Raw genomic sequence first — 14,410 nt, 5'->3', positions numbered from 1 at the left:
ACCTCGGAAATGGCGGTTTCTTTGGTGCAAATGTGACGCTCTCGCGGCGCTTGCACCTTTCGCGCCAAACACCTCGAGAACCGCCCGTGGCGCGGCCGCCTCACACCCCGCAAAACCCGCTGCAAATCGACCTCTTTGCGGCGAATTCACAGGCGCGGCTCTTGTGTGAATCAGGTCACAGGCATAGACTTAGCCCATGTTGTCAAAACTCTTTTCCTTCCACGCGCCCAGCGCCAAGGAACCCGCCCCCAAGCCGGATGAACGCACCGCTTTGGGCGCTTTGATGGTGCGCGTCGCGAAATCCGACCGCAACTATAAATTCGAGGAAATCAGCGCCATAGACCGCCTCTTGGGCCGGTTCTTCGGGCTCAAGCCGATCGAGGCGGCCAAGCTCCGGGCGCTGTGCGAAAAGATCGAGGCCAACGCCCCCGCCACCGAGGAATTCGCCCAGATCATCCGCGATCACGTCGATTTCCAGCACCGGATCGAGGCCCATGAGGCGCTCTGCGAAGTGATGCTGGCCGATGGCTCTGCCACGGTGGAAGAGCTCGAAATCATCGACCGCTCGCGCGTCGCTCTGGGGCTGAGCGAGGCCGATTGCGCCGCCGCCCGCGACCGGGTCTCGGCCTGACCGATGTTTGCTGAGTTTCTCAACCGCCTGACCGCGCCCGCCCCCGCGCCCCTCGGGGCCGAAGACGCCCGGCTGGCGCTCGCCGCCCTGCTGGTCCGCGTCGCCCGCACCGATGGTCAATATGATCCCGAGGAACGCCGTCGCATCGACCGCATTCTCGTCACCCGCTACGGGCTCACCGCCCCCGCCGCCGAGGATCTGCGCGCCCGCGCCGAAACGCTCGAGGCCGAGGCCCCCGACACCGTCCGCTTCACCCGCGCCATCAAGGACAGCGTCGCCTATGAGGACCGCGCCGCGGTGATCGAGGCGCTGTGGTCCGTGGTGCTCGCCGATGGGGTGCGCGACGACGAGGAAAACGCGCTGCTGCGCCTTGTGGCGAGCCTTCTGGGCATCAGCGACATGGACAGCAATCTCGCCCGGCAACGCGCCGAAGCGGCGCGATGATCGCCAGCCTGCCGATGTATGACCGTCCCGAGCTGCGGGACGCCCATGACGCCTATTGGCAGCTGATCTCGCAAAACCTCGGCGCGGGCGCCCCGGCCAGGCTCACCCGCGACGGCGATCTCTGGGAGATCTGGCAATCCCCCGATCTGGTGCTGGCCCAGACCTGCGGCTTTCCCTATCGCGCCAGGCTCCATGACAAGGTGACGCTGGTCGGCACGCCGGATTATGGGCTGCCGGGCTGCCCCCCGGGCCATTACAACAGCGTGCTCATCGCCCGCGCCGAGGATCGCCGCGATCTGGCGGCGCTGGGCGAGGCGCGGTTCGCCTATAACGAAGCCATGTCGCAAAGCGGCTGGGCCGCCGCCGCGAGCCATTTTGCCGAGGCGGGCCTGCCGCTCAACCCGGTGCTGCAAACCGGCGGTCACGCCCTCTCGGCCCATGCCGTGGCCTCGGGCGAGGCCGATCTCGCCGCCATCGACGCGCTGAGCTGGGCGCTCTTTCTGCGCCATGAACCCGAGGTCGCCTCTGGCTTGCGCGAAGTGACCCGCACCGCGCCGACCCCCGCCCTGCCCTATATCGCCCGCGTCGGCGCCGACGGCCCCGCCACATTCGACGCGATCCGCCGCGCCATCGACGCGCTCAGCCCCGATCACCGCGCAGCGCTGCACCTGCGCGGCATCTGCGTCATCTCGCCCGCCGCCTATCGCGCGGTGCCGACACCGCCGCCGCCGGGGCTCGCTGCCGTTTCGGGGTGACCCGGCGTCACTTTGGCCGCCAACGCCCCAAATCGCCCCTTTTGCAAGTTGCATTGCGCCAAATTTTCATTCCTATTGTCTGTCACACTCACGTCACAAGGAAATGGAACGGTTTTGACAGAAACGCCTCCGGTCATCGAAATCCGCAACCTGCACAAGGCCTATGGCACGCTCGAAGTGATCAAGGGCGTGGACATCATGGCCCGCAAGGGCGACGTCATTTCCCTGATCGGCTCGTCCGGGTCCGGCAAATCCACCATCCTGCGCTGCGCCAACCTGCTCGAAGAGAGCCAGCAAGGCGAGATCCTGTTCAAGGGCGAACCCGTCCGCTGGAAAGGCACCGGTCTCAACCGCCACCCCGCCGATCCGAAACAGGTGCTGCGCATCCGCACCAATTTCTCCATGGTGTTCCAGCAGTTCAACCTCTGGGCCCATATGACCATCCTGCAAAACGTGATGGAGGCCCCGGTGACCGTGCTCGGCCGCGACCGCGCCGAGGTCGAGAAAAGCGCCCGCGCCTATCTCGACAAGGTCGGCATCGGCGACAAATGCGACGTCTACCCGGCCCAGCTCTCGGGCGGCCAGCAACAGCGCGCCGCCATCGCCCGCGCCCTCGCCATGGAACCCGAAGCGCTGCTCTTTGACGAACCCACCTCCGCCCTCGACCCCGAGCTCGAACAAGAGGTGGTCAAGGTGATCCGCGACCTCGCCGCCGAGGGCCGCACCATGATGATCGTGACCCATGACATGAAGATGGCCGCCGATGTGAGCAGCCATGTCGTCTTCCTCCATGAAGGTCTGATCGAAGAACAAGGGCCGCCCGAAACCCTTTTCGGCGCGCCCGAATCCGAACGGCTCCGGCAGTTCCTCAGCTCGACGATGGCTGCCTGACCCGCCCACCCCAAGTAAAAAAGTAATCTAGGGAGACTACCACATGAAAACCATCCTGCTTTCCACCGCCGCTCTGGCGCTGACCGCGGGCTTTGCGCTGGCGGACACCGTGCGCATGGGCACCGAAGGTGCCTACCCTCCGTATAACTTCATCAACGACGCCGGCGAAGTCGACGGGTTCGAGCGCGAGCTGGGCGACGAGCTGTGCAAACGCGCCGAGCTGACCTGCGAATGGGTCACCAATGAATGGGACAGCATCATCCCCAACCTGGTGTCCGGCAACTACGACACGATCATCGCGGGCATGTCGATCACCGACGAACGTGACGAAGTCATCGACTTCACCCAGAACTACATCCCGCCAGAGGAATCGCTCTATGTCGCCCTCACCGATGATGTCGACATCATGGGCGTGATCGCCTCGCAGACGAGCACGATCCAATCCTCCTACATCGCCGAAAGCGGCGCCACCCTGCTCGAATTTGCCACCCCCGACGAAATGGTCGCGGCCGTCCGCAATGGCGAAGCAGACGCCGCCTTCTTCCAGGGCGCCTATCTCAAGCCGATCGTCGAAGAGAGCAGCGACCTGACCTTCGTCGGCGATCCGATCGCACTTGGCGGCGGTGTCGGCATGGGCCTGCGCGAGAGCGATGGCGAACTGCGCGAGAAATTCGATGCGGCCATCACCTCGATGAAAGAAGACGGCACGCTGAACACGCTACTGACCAAATGGTTCGGCGAAAAGCAGAAAACCTTCTGATCTAACCTTCGGGCGCGGCGGATCTCTGCCGCGCCCCTCTCCTGCGTGGTCCCATGTTTTCCTATTGCACCGATCCCGAGACCCTCTCCGGCCTGAGCTGGCTGTCGTGCTACCTGACCACGGGCAAGCATATGTCGCTCTATTATGCCGTGCCGACGGTGCTGCTGCTTCTCGCCCTCACCGCGCCGCTGGCGCTGGGCGTGGGCTTTCTCGGGGCGATGGCGGCCCGCGCCCGCTTTGCGCCGCTCTCCTGGGTCGGTAAATCCTATATCGCCATCGTGCGCGGTGTGCCCGATGTGGCCTTCTTCCTCTTCTTCGTCATTGCGCTGGATCAGGCGCTGGAATGGCTCCTGCACAAGGCGCGCTGCCCCGACTGGCCCGAACCGGTCCGACAGGGCAATGATTTCGTCGTCTGTTCCGCGGCCAAGATCCCGCCCGGCACCGCACCGCAATGGATCCACGAATCCTACGGGTTCATGCTCGCCGTGGTCACCTTTGCCATCGTCTTTGGCGCCTTCGTGGCCAATGTGCTCTTTGGCGCGATGCGCGCCGTGCCCCGGGCCCAGCTCGAAACCGCCGCCGCCTATGGCATGAACACCCGCCAGACCTTCTGGCGCATCCTCGTGCCCCAGATGTGGGTCTATGCCCTGCCCGGTCTCGGCAACCTCTGGATGGTGCTGATCAAGGCAACGCCGCTGCTCTTCCTGCTCGGGGTCGAGGACATCGTCTATTGGGCGCGCGAACTGGGCGGCGCGAAAACCGCGCGCTTTTCCGACTACCCGCATCCCGACTGGCGCATGTGGTATTTCCTCGGGCTGCTGGTCTTCTACCTGATCTTCACCCGGATCTCGGAAATCTTCCTGGAACGGCTGATGCAACGGCTGAGCCATGGTCAGGCCACGACCGGGGGCGAAGCTCTCAGAAAGGCCGACGCATGAGCTGCTGGCAAACCATCCAGGATTACGGCCTGCGCTCCATCGGCATCGGCGAACGGCTCCTGCCGCGCGACGGGTTTACGCTCTGCGAACAGATCACCCTGATCGGGTCGGGCATGCTGTGGAACATCTATTTCGGCACGCTGGCGCTGGTCGCGGGGTTCTTCCTCGCCAACCTGCTCGCCGTGGCCAAGGCGGCACCCAGCCGCTGGGCCCGCAAACCGGCGGAATGGTTCATCTTCGTCTTCCGTGGCTCGCCGCTCTTCGTGCAGTTCTTCTTCGCCTATTTCCTCTTTCTTTCGCTGAAGCAGAGCTTTCCGATCTTCACCCCCTTCGCCTCGGCCTGGCTCGGGGCGCTGGTGGTGCTCTTCTTCAACACCGCCGCCTATTCCGCCGAGATCTTCTACGGCGCGCTGCGCTCGATCCCCAAGGGCGATGTCGAGGCGGCCGACGCCTATGGCTTTTCCGGCTGGCCGCGCTTTCGCCGCATCGTCTGGCCGACCATGCTGCGGCTGGGCTGGCCCGCCTATACCAATGAGGCGATCTTTCTCTTTCACGCCACGGTGCTGGTCTTCTTCTCGGGCTTCCCGAGCCGCCAGCAACGCGGCGATGCGCTCTATTACGCGAATTACTTCGCCGACAAGACCTTCAACCCCTTCGTGGCCTACCCGATCCTCGCCGGCTATTTCATCCTGCTGACGCTGGTGGTGATCGCGATCTTTGGCCTGATCAACCGCCGCCTCAACCGGCACCTGCCGCAAGAGGCCCGGCGCAAGCTGCGGATCAGACCCAACCTCATCCGCTGATCCTTCCCGGAACCCGATGCTCAACGCCCCGATCACCGCGCGTGATCGGGGCTTTCGGGCGTCTCCACAGAGCTGCCATTCACGCAAAATCCAGACTGTCGCGATACCGTCGTAATACCGACGTGTTACCGCAACCGAAATAATTTGATCAAATTCTGTTGCCTTGCGTCAAATCCCCGCTTAGGGTCGCGCCAAGACCAACAGGAAAATTTCAGATGTCCCAAGATCCGCATACGATCCGCGTCGCATTTTGCGACCTCAACGGGGTGATGCGTGGCAAACGCCTCCCCGGCGAATATGAGAGCAAGCTTGCAAAGGGCGCGGTCAAACTGCCCCTCTCGGCGGTCAATGTCGACGTCACCGGCGCCGATATCGAAGACAGCCCTCTCGTGTTCGAAACAGGCGATGCCGATGGCGTGCTGCTGCCCACCGGGCGCGGCCCGATGCCCCTGCCCTGGCTGGGCAGCGATCAACCGCTCTACCCGATGGAGCTGCGCCGCTCGCGCGAGGACGCCTTCGGCGCCGATCCCCGCGCCGCGCTGCGCCGGGTGCTGACCCGCTATGAGGCGCGCGGCTGGTCCGTGCAGGCCGCGACCGAGCTCGAATTTACCCTCGTGGACGACACCGGGGACGAGCTCGCCTGCGTCCGCAACCCGCAAAACGGCCAGCCCATCGAGATGCCCGAGGTCCTCGCGCTGAGCCATATGGACGCTTTCGATGCCTTCCTCACCGACCTCTATGAAGGGGCCGAGGAAATGGGCATCCCGGCCCAGACCGTGACCTCCGAGGCGGGCGTCGGCCAGTTCGAAATCACCCTCGATCATCAGGACGCTTTGCGCGCCGCCGATGACGCTTGGCTCTTCAAGGCGCTGATCCGTGGTTTGGCCCGAAAACATGGGCTTGCAGCCACGTTCATGGCGAAACCCTTTGGCGATGACGCGGGCAATGGCATGCATGTGCATTTCTCGATCTGGGGCGCCGGCGGTCAGAACATGATGGATGAGACCCATCCCGGCGGCGAAGAGCGGCTCCATGCCGCGCTGGCCGGCTGCCTCGCCGCGATGGCCGGCTCGACGCTGATCTTCGCACCGCATGCCAATTCCTACGCCAGGCTGGTGCCCGGTGCCCATGCCCCCACCGCAATCTGCTGGGGTCAGGACAACCGCACCGCCGCGCTGCGCATCCCGATGGGCGGCCCCGGCAGCCGCCGCATCGAGAACCGCGTCGCGGGTGGCGACACCAACCCCTATCTGGTGCTCGCCGCCATCCTTGGCGCGGCGATCCACGGCATCGAAAACGGGCTGACCCCGCCTCCGCCCATCGAGGGCAACGCCTATGAGCAGGACCTGCCGCAGCTCGCCGAGAGCTGGACCGAGGCCATCGACCGCTTCGAGGCCGATCCGATCATGGCCGAGATCTTCGGCCCGCTCCTGCGCGACTGCCTCGTGCGCTGCAAACGCCAGGAGGTCGACATCCTCGCCGACGTGCCGCTCGAAGATCATTGGAAGACCTATCTCGACACGGCCTGACGAAGAGCGCTACGATGCGCGGCACGGGCCCTCCCGGCCCGCCGCCAGATAGAATTTGATCAAATTAAGGTGACCCAGTGAAAATCGGCATCCTCCAAACCGGCCACGGCACCCCCGAAATGATTTCGGCGCAGGGTGATATCGACCGGATGTTCATGAAACTGCTCGGCGCGCGGGGCTTTGACTTTGAAACCTTCGCCGTGGTCGACGGGATCTTTCCCGACACGGTCGAGGACGCCGACGGCTGGCTGATCACCGGCTCCAAACATGGCGCCTATGAGGATCACGACTGGATCCCGCCGCTCGAAGAGTTCATCCGCGCCGTCCATGCCGATGGCCGCCCAATGATCGGCGTTTGCTTTGGTCACCAGATCATCGCGCAGGCCATGGGCGGCAAGGTCGAGAAATTCTCCGGCGGCTGGTCCGTCGGCCACAAGAGCTATGAGATCGAGGGCGAAACCCACCATCTCAACGCCTGGCATCAGGATCAGGTGACCGAAGTGCCCGAGGGCGCCCGCGTCATCGGTCATAATGATTTCTGCGCGAATGCGGCGCTGATCTACGATGACCGCATCCTGACGATCCAGCCCCACCCCGAGTTCAACGCCGAGGTGATCGACCTGCTGATCCGCACCCGCGGTCCCGGCGTCGTCCCCGAAGAGCTGCTGCAATCCGCCACCGCGCAGCTCGACAAAAAGACCGACAGCGACCGCTTCGCTGATCGGATGGAACAGTTTTTCAAACGAGGTGCCTGATGGCCCAATGGACCGACTCCCTGCCCGAAGCCGCGAATGCCTATCTCGAAGGCCGCCGGCTTGACGAAGTCGAATGTATCGTCTCCGACCTGCCCGGCATTGCCCGGGGCAAGGCGGTGCCCGCATCGAAATTCGCCCGTCAGGATTACTTTCACCTGCCGGATTCGATCTTTTACCAAACCATCACCGGCGGCTGGGCCGAGGCCGCCGGCGACGAAGGCTTTATCGAGCGCGACATGCTGTTGCGCCCGGATATGAGCACCGCCACCGCCGCGCCCTGGACGGCGGACTGGACGCTGCAAGTGATCCATGACGCCTTTGACAAGACCGGCGCGCCGATCCCCTATTCGCCGCGCAACGTGCTCAAACGCGTGGTGCAGCTCTATCGCGATCAGGGTCTCGAACCCGTTGTCGCCCCCGAGATGGAGTTTTTCATCGTCGCGCGCAACATCGACCCGGCGCAGGAAATTCAGCCGATGATGGGCCGCTCCGGCCGCCCCGCCGCCGCGCGCCAATCCTATTCGATGACCGCCGTCGACGAATTCGGCCCCGTCATCGACGACATCTATGATTTCGCCGAGGCGCAAGGCTTTGAGATCGACGGCATCACCCAGGAAGGCGGCGCAGGCCAGCTCGAGATCAATCTCAACCACGGCGATCCCGTGGCGCTGGCCGATGAGGTCTTTTACTTCAAGCGGCTGATCCGCGAGGCGGCGCTGCGCCACGGCAGTTTCGCGACCTTCATGGCCAAACCCATCGCCGACGAGCCGGGCAGCGCCATGCATATCCACCAATCCGTCCTCGATTTGAAAACCGGCGAAAACATCTTTTCCACCCCCGAGGGCGAAGAAACCGATGCCTTCCGCCATTTCCTCGGCGGCATGCAGAAACACCTGCCCGCGGCCATCGCGGTGCTCGCCCCTTACGTCAATTCCTACCGCCGCTACGTCAAGGATCACGCCGCCCCGATCAACCTCGCCTGGGCGCGCGACAACCGCACCACGGGGCTGCGCATCCCGATCTCGAGCCCCAAGGCACGGCGCATCGAAAACCGCCTCGCCGGGATGGATTGCAACCCCTATCTCGGCATCGCGGCCAGCCTCGCCTGCGGTCTTCTCGGCATGATGAACAAGGTCGAGCCCGCCGCCGAATTCCATGGCGACGCCTATGAGGGCGACGAGGACATCCCGCGCGTCCAAGGCGAGGCGCTCGATCTCTTTGAAGAGGCCACCGATCTGCACGAGGTGCTGGGCCGCGAGTTTGCCCGCGTCTATGCCATCGTGAAACGCGCCGAATATGACGAGTTCCTGCAGGTCATCTCGCCCTGGGAACGGGAACATCTGCTGCTCAACGTCTAGGTGCTGTGATGAACCTGCTGCACGCCAATGATCGCCCGGGCGAATACCCGCAGAGCTGGTACGCCGCCACCGCCGAGACCCTGCCGCCCTTCGCGCCGCTCAAGGGCGAACAACGCGCCGATGTCTGCGTCGTGGGCGGCGGCTTTACCGGGCTGTCGGCGGCGCTGCATCTGGCCGAGGCCGGGCTCGACGTGGTGCTGCTCGAGGCCCAGCGTCTGGGCTTTGGCGCCTCGGGCCGCAACGGCGGTCAGCTCGGCTCGGGCCAGCGGCAGGATCAGCACACGCTTGAAAAGATGCTGGGCGACGCCGATGCCGCCCGCTGCTGGGAGCTGGCCGAAGACGCCAAGGACCTCGTCAAATCGCTGATTTCAAGCCACAATATCGACTGCTACCTGAAACCGGGCGTGGCGCATGCCTGTTTCACCCGGGCCGAGATGACTGAAGAGCATGATTATGCCAGCCATCTGCGCGACCGCTACGGCTATGACCAGATCGAGACGCTCGACCGCGACGCTTTCCACGCGCTCTGCCCCTCACCCGCCTATCACGGCGGCATTCTCGACATGGGCGCGGCGCATCTGCACCCGCTGCGCTATGCGCTGGGCCTTGCCCGCGCGGCCCGTGACGCGGGCGTGCGCATCTATGAGCGCGCCGAGGTGCATCACATCGCCGAAGGCCAGCCCGCCACCGTGCAAACCGCCCAGGGCCGGGTCACCGCCGATCACGTGATCCTCGCCTGCAACGGCTATCTCGGCGGGCTCAACCGGCAGGTCGCGGCCCGCGTCATGCCGATCAACAATTTCATCCTCGCCACCGAGCCGCTCGGCGACGAGGCCGCCCGCGTGCTCACCCGCGATGTGGCGGTGGCCGATACGAAATTCGTGGTGAATTACTTCCGGCTGAGCCATGACAAACGGCTCTTGTTCGGCGGCGGCGAAAGCTATGGCTACCGCTTTCCGCGCGACATCCGCGCCACGGTGATGAAGCCGATGCTGGAAATCTATCCCCATCTGCGCGAGGTGCGCGTCGATTACACCTGGGGCGGCACGCTGGCGATCACCATGAAACGCCTGCCCTATCTGGCGCGGATCGGGCCCAATATGCTCACCGCCTCGGGCTATTCCGGCCATGGCGTCGGCAGCGCCACCCATTGCGGACGGCTCATGGCCGAGGCGGTGCGCGGCGAGGCGTCGGGCTTTGACACGATGGCGCGCCTGCCCACCCCGCGCTTTCCGGGCGGCGGTGCGCTGCGCTCGCCGCTCCTCGTGCTCGCGATGAGCTGGTACGCGATGCGCGACCGTCTCGGGCTCTAATCCGCGCCGAAGGTCGCCGAAACCTCGTACATCACCGGCTCGAACCCTTTGCACAGGGTGTTGAACCCGCGATTGCGCCGCCGCATCTCGTCGCTGCGCAGCATCGCCTGGAAATCCTCCCGCGTGCTCCATTGCGAGTAATTGGCGATCCGCGTCTGGGCGTCATTGACATGCAGCCCCGCCGCGATGAACCCCGGCTGTTTCGAGATAAAGGCGTCATAGGCCTCGGTCAGCGCCTCCAGCAAATCCTGGCAGGACCCCGGCGAGGTCTCGAATGTGGTGATGACGGTCTGGTGGCCACCACCTTGGCTAATCCTGGGCATGGCATCCTCCTTTTTGAGAAATAGCCTAACACCCTCTCGTCATTTGACAAAGACAGACAATTTAACCTGCCGTTTACCATTCTAGGCAAGGCTGGGCCGACGCGGAGGAACCCGATGGCCCGCCTGATCCTCATTCTGATCTGCCTGAGCGGCATGGCCCATGCCGGGCCGTGGCCACGCCCGCCGGGCACCGGGCATCTCTCCGTCTCCACCACCTATTTCGACGCCAAGACCTATGCCGACCCGCTGAGCTTCAACACGCTCTATCTCGACTATGGGCTGACCGAACGGATCACCCTTGGGCTCGATCTGGGGCAAAATGATCTGGGCGAATACAAGGCCATCGCCTTTGCCAAAACCCCGCTCATGGCGGGGCTGCTGGGCGATCGGCTGCGGATCTCGGCCGAGCTGGGGGCGGGCATGGTGATCAACCGCGAGGCCCTGCGCGCCGGGCTTCATCTGGGCCGGGGCGGCCGGGTCTGGCGCGAGAAAACCGGCTGGATCGCCTGGGAGAACCGCGCCATCTTCACCACCGGCCACCGCCCCCGCATCACCAGCGATCTCACCTTGGGCCTCACCGCCAGCCCCCGCACCAAGCTCATCGTGCAATTGCAAAGCGGCGTCACCCCGGGCGAGCCCGCCTATGCCCGCCTCGCCCCGAGCCTCATCTGGCAGCGCAAGCCCGGTCACCATCTCGAATTCGGAGTGGGTGCCGGGCTGCATGATGCGGAGCGCTACAATATCAAACTGGGCATCTGGCGCGACTTCTGAGCCGCGCCAGACACTTACCTAATGCACGTCATCCATCCGCGCCCGCAAGATCACCGTGCCCTGCACCGGCTCGGGCCAGCGCAGCCGGATCTCGTTTTGCGACGCACCCTGCTTGGCATGGACATAAGGCGCGGCAAACACCTCCTGCCCGGCGCCATTGGTCAAGGGCCCCATCGCCACCACCGATTCCACCGCCTGCGCCCAGCCCTCAAACGGCAGATGATCCGCCAGGCTGATCGACCAGTCGTTTGACACCCCCGCCCGGCTGAACTCATAGCTGAACGGGCTCTCGCTGCGCTTTTCGATGTTGTTGTAGGTGTTGGAGGTGAAATTCACCCCCTTCATCCGGTTATAATCGAAATCGGCAAAGCTGGTGTCGACATGTTCGACCTGCGCGATGCTGCCGCCAATGATGCGGAAAGAATTGTTGTTGATGTTCAACCCGTTGAGGTAATGCCCCGCGCCATGCGGCTTGATTACGAGAAAGGTGAACCAGGGCGCCACATTGCCCGCCAGAAACACATTGTCCGACAGGTTGAGCGCGCTGAAGGAAAACTCGCTGTCATAATCCGGCGCGCTGTCATGCTCGTTCACCCATTCGACAAAACAATTGTCGATATAGTTCGAGGTCACCGTCGACCGCGAATTGGTCCGGGTGAGGATAAGCCCCGCCGTCCGCCCGCCGTCATTCGACGTATCGCCCTGAAACCAATGGTTGCTGGTGACGATATTGCTCGACCCGGCCAAGAGCGCGAAATGCCGGAAATAGGACGCCCGGTTGTCGCGCAGCTTGACGTCATTGGCATTCGCATTGAGCCCGATCGACACCCGGTTGAGCGCCGGAATATCGCTTTCATCCGACAGGAATTGACAGCGGTCGATGATCATCCCCTGATCGCCCTTGGAATAACTGGTGATGCCGCGATCCTTGGGCCGCGTGATGAAACAATCGCGGAAATGAAACCCGGTCCCCGATCCGGGCAGCATCACGCCGCTGCACACGCCGGAACATTGGAACTCGATATTCGACAGGGAAAACTTGCTGAGCTTCACAAAGCCCGAGAAATCGAGCAGGTATTTGAACCGCCGAAAGGTAAAGACCTGCGTGCCCTCCCCATCATAGAGCTGCTGGCTGAGCGTGATCTCCTGCTGCGCCACATCGACCTCGGCGACATAGACCTCGCGCCCGACGCCGGTGCCCTCGATCACCGCGCCCAGCGGGATATTGGCCACATTCGTCACATTGGTGAGCTTGAGCGAGTCGGTGAGACTATAGCTCGCCTGCGAGGTCACCACCTCGGTCGCCCAGCTGCCATTGCCATGGGCCGAGAACTGGCCGTTCTTGATATAGCGGCGCTGCGAATAATTGTCCTTGTCGACCACCGCCGCCTGCATATCCACCGGCTCGGTGAGCGTGATCAACCGCCCGCACAGATCGAGCGATTCATGCCCCGAATTGTTCAAGAGCGCCTGAAACGCCTTGCGAAAACCCAGCTCCTCATCGCCGAACGCATCAATATAGCTCGGCAGATCATAACTCCCGTTGAGCGACAGGATCTTGTCGGCGGCCATAGTCACAATGCCCTGAAACCGCACCCGCGATTGCAGCGTCACAGAATCGCCAAGCCGATACACCCCGTCCGGCACCAGCACATCGCGCCCCTGCGCCGCCGCATCCGCCGCCTCAAAGGCCGCGTGATTGTCCGTGGTCCCATCGCCCACCGCACCATAATCGCGCACATCCACCCAATCGGTGGACTGGCCGCGAAAGGCCGCCGTGATGTCCTCGATCTCGATATCGTCGATCCGCACCACACCGCCATTCGGCCCGGTCATATCCAGCCCGAAATGCCCGTAGATCGCCCCCGGCCCCCAGGCCATATCGACACCGCTGCGCTGGCCGACACCGACGATGGCGCTGATCTCCACCACCTCGCCATAGGAACTTAGCGTCACCTCCGGCCCGGTCTCGGTCACGCCGGTCACATGCTGATTGCCCGCCCCCCCGGCCCAGGCCGCAATCCGCAGCGTCGGGAAATTGCCCGACACGGCTTTGACCCGCGCCCGCACCTGCAGATAACAACCCGGGAGGATCGGCGTTTCGCCAAAATGGCGCAGCTTCTGCGTGGTCTGGCTCTTCGTGAGCTCGAGCGCCCCGCCGAAATCCTGATCCGCCGCCACCAGCGCGGCATTGCCCGCCCCCTGATAGCTGTCCGACCCCGGCGTGCCATCGCCGCTCGACCATTGATCCAGACCCATTGCAAAGGCCGGGGGCATAAAGACCACGCCGTCGGTGATTGCCTTGTTCATCCGTTTCCCTTTCCGCCTGTCCCGCGCCTTGCGGCTGTGGGACCCGTTGATATCGCCAGCCGGGACTGGCCCGGTCAGGGCAATGGTCTAGGAAAGATTGGTTAACGCCTTGCGGCCCCACCGTGACGGTGCCCCCTCTGGCCCTCGCGCCGTGGGGCTACGGGTTTCTACGCTCTGGCGCAGGCCTCACCCCCATGCCACTCTGGCCCGACAGTCGAAAGGACAGCCCATGCAGCCCACCAGCCTCTACGCCCTCACCATGCTCATCGCCGGGATCGGCATCCCGCTGCTGGCCGGGCTCAACGCGGCGCTGGGCACCCGGCTCGGCTCGCCCGCCGCCGCCGCGACCGTGCTTTTCGTGGTGGCCTTTCTGGTGGCGCTCGTCACCTGCCTCGCGGTGTCGAGCCCCCGCGCCCTCGCCGGTCTCGCCGCCGCGCCCCGGCATCTCCTGCTGGGCGGTGTGCTGGTCGCCTTCTACGTGCTCTCGATCACCTATGTCGCGCCGCATTTCGGCGTCGGCAACGCGGTCTTCTTCGTGCTGCTGGGCCAACTGATCAGCGCCGCCGCCATCGACCATTTCGGCCTCTTCGGCGCGCGCATCTCGCCGCTGACGCTCAACCGCGCGGCGGGCATCGCGCTGATGGCCACCGGCGTCTTTCTCACCCAACGCGCCTGAGCTGCCACCGCCCCCCGCCGCACGGCGCGTTAACCCCGCGCCGCAACACCGCGTCGAAGGCGATTTTCGATACCGACGTCCTGCCGCCGGAATACCGACGTGATACCGACAAATGGAAAACCCGGCCAAAATGACCGGGTTAACCTCAATAAA

Annotated in this window: 15 protein-coding genes; 13 read left to right on the top strand and 2 right to left on the bottom strand. The window is 64.1% G+C overall.

All coding sequences use genetic code 11. The features are described from left to right. Positions 1 to 196: 196 nt before the first annotated feature. From WA237_RS06010 to WA237_RS05960, 11 genes are all read left to right on the top strand, one after another. Positions 197 to 631 carry a tellurite resistance TerB family protein gene (locus WA237_RS06010; protein ID WP_009812113.1) on the top strand — a complete coding sequence of 145 codons (435 nt, stop codon included), beginning with the start codon at positions 197 to 199 and terminating at the stop codon, positions 629 to 631. Positions 632 to 634: 3 nt separating this feature from the next. Then, positions 635 to 1,075, top strand: coding sequence for a tellurite resistance TerB family protein (locus WA237_RS06005; protein ID WP_009812114.1), 441 nt, complete (start codon positions 635 to 637; stop codon positions 1,073 to 1,075). After that, on the top strand, positions 1,072 to 1,830 hold the full coding sequence (locus tag WA237_RS06000) for a phosphate/phosphite/phosphonate ABC transporter substrate-binding protein (RefSeq protein WP_336097021.1): 759 nt from the start codon (positions 1,072 to 1,074) through the stop codon (positions 1,828 to 1,830). The genes WA237_RS06005 and WA237_RS06000 overlap by 4 nt, the downstream gene beginning before the upstream one ends. A 114-nt stretch (positions 1,831 to 1,944) precedes the next feature. Next, positions 1,945 to 2,721, top strand: a complete 777-nt coding sequence (locus WA237_RS05995) for an ABC transporter ATP-binding protein (RefSeq protein WP_336097020.1) — start codon at positions 1,945 to 1,947, stop codon at positions 2,719 to 2,721. A gap of 43 nt (positions 2,722 to 2,764) precedes the next feature. After that, the gene (locus WA237_RS05990) at positions 2,765 to 3,481 is read left to right on the top strand and encodes a transporter substrate-binding domain-containing protein (protein ID WP_216016853.1); all 717 of its coding nucleotides are present in this window, start codon (positions 2,765 to 2,767) and stop codon (positions 3,479 to 3,481) included. A gap of 53 nt (positions 3,482 to 3,534) precedes the next feature. Further along, on the top strand, positions 3,535 to 4,419 hold the full coding sequence (locus WA237_RS05985) for an ABC transporter permease (RefSeq protein WP_009812118.1): 885 nt from the start codon (positions 3,535 to 3,537) through the stop codon (positions 4,417 to 4,419). Next, entirely contained in the window at positions 4,416 to 5,222 is an 807-nt protein-coding gene (locus WA237_RS05980; RefSeq protein ID WP_336097019.1) for an ABC transporter permease, read from the top strand. Before WA237_RS05985 ends, WA237_RS05980 begins: the two co-directional genes overlap by 4 nt. A gap of 215 nt (positions 5,223 to 5,437) precedes the next feature. Beyond that, positions 5,438 to 6,751: a glutamine synthetase family protein gene (locus WA237_RS05975; protein ID WP_246557930.1), complete on the top strand. Its 1,314-nt coding sequence runs from the start codon at positions 5,438 to 5,440 to the stop codon at positions 6,749 to 6,751. 77 nt (positions 6,752 to 6,828) lie between these two features. Further along, positions 6,829 to 7,506: a type 1 glutamine amidotransferase gene (locus WA237_RS05970; protein ID WP_009812121.1), complete on the top strand. Its 678-nt coding sequence runs from the start codon at positions 6,829 to 6,831 to the stop codon at positions 7,504 to 7,506. Continuing rightward, entirely contained in the window at positions 7,506 to 8,864 is a 1,359-nt protein-coding gene (locus tag WA237_RS05965) for a glutamine synthetase family protein (RefSeq protein WP_336097018.1), read from the top strand. The genes WA237_RS05970 and WA237_RS05965 overlap by 1 nt, the downstream gene beginning before the upstream one ends. A gap of 8 nt (positions 8,865 to 8,872) precedes the next feature. Then, complete coding sequence (locus WA237_RS05960) at positions 8,873 to 10,177, top strand: NAD(P)/FAD-dependent oxidoreductase (RefSeq protein ID WP_336097017.1); 1,305 nt, start codon at positions 8,873 to 8,875, stop codon at positions 10,175 to 10,177. On the opposite strand, the gene WA237_RS05955 is transcribed toward WA237_RS05960, so the two are convergent. Next, on the bottom strand, positions 10,174 to 10,500 hold the full coding sequence (locus WA237_RS05955; protein ID WP_009812124.1) for an antibiotic biosynthesis monooxygenase family protein: 327 nt from the start codon (positions 10,498 to 10,500) through the stop codon (positions 10,174 to 10,176). The two genes, WA237_RS05960 and WA237_RS05955, sit on opposite strands and share 4 nt — an antisense overlap. Positions 10,501 to 10,614: 114 nt before the next feature. Here WA237_RS05955 and WA237_RS05950 point away from each other — a divergent pair, with 114 nt between their 5' ends. Continuing rightward, on the top strand, positions 10,615 to 11,271 hold the full coding sequence (locus WA237_RS05950; RefSeq protein WP_336097016.1) for a hypothetical protein: 657 nt from the start codon (positions 10,615 to 10,617) through the stop codon (positions 11,269 to 11,271). Positions 11,272 to 11,289: 18 nt separating this feature from the next. Here the strand turns inward: WA237_RS05950 and WA237_RS05945 are convergent, their stop codons facing one another. Further along, positions 11,290 to 13,581 (bottom strand): glycosyl hydrolase family 28-related protein, encoded by a 2,292-nt coding sequence (locus WA237_RS05945; protein ID WP_336097015.1) that lies wholly within the window; start codon positions 13,579 to 13,581, stop codon positions 11,290 to 11,292. 229 nt (positions 13,582 to 13,810) lie between these two features. Between WA237_RS05945 and WA237_RS05940 the strand changes: the two genes are divergently transcribed. Beyond that, the gene (locus tag WA237_RS05940) at positions 13,811 to 14,257 is read left to right on the top strand and encodes a DMT family transporter (RefSeq protein WP_009812127.1); all 447 of its coding nucleotides are present in this window, start codon (positions 13,811 to 13,813) and stop codon (positions 14,255 to 14,257) included. Positions 14,258 to 14,410 lie beyond the last annotated feature (153 nt).

Origin of the sequence: Roseovarius sp. CH_XMU1461 (genome assembly GCF_037027165.1) — a bacterium.
In the GTDB taxonomy this organism is placed as follows: Bacteria; Pseudomonadota; Alphaproteobacteria; order Rhodobacterales; family Rhodobacteraceae; genus Roseovarius; species Roseovarius nubinhibens.
Note: the sequence above shows the minus strand (reverse complement) of the source record. Positions and strands in the feature narration are given on the sequence as shown.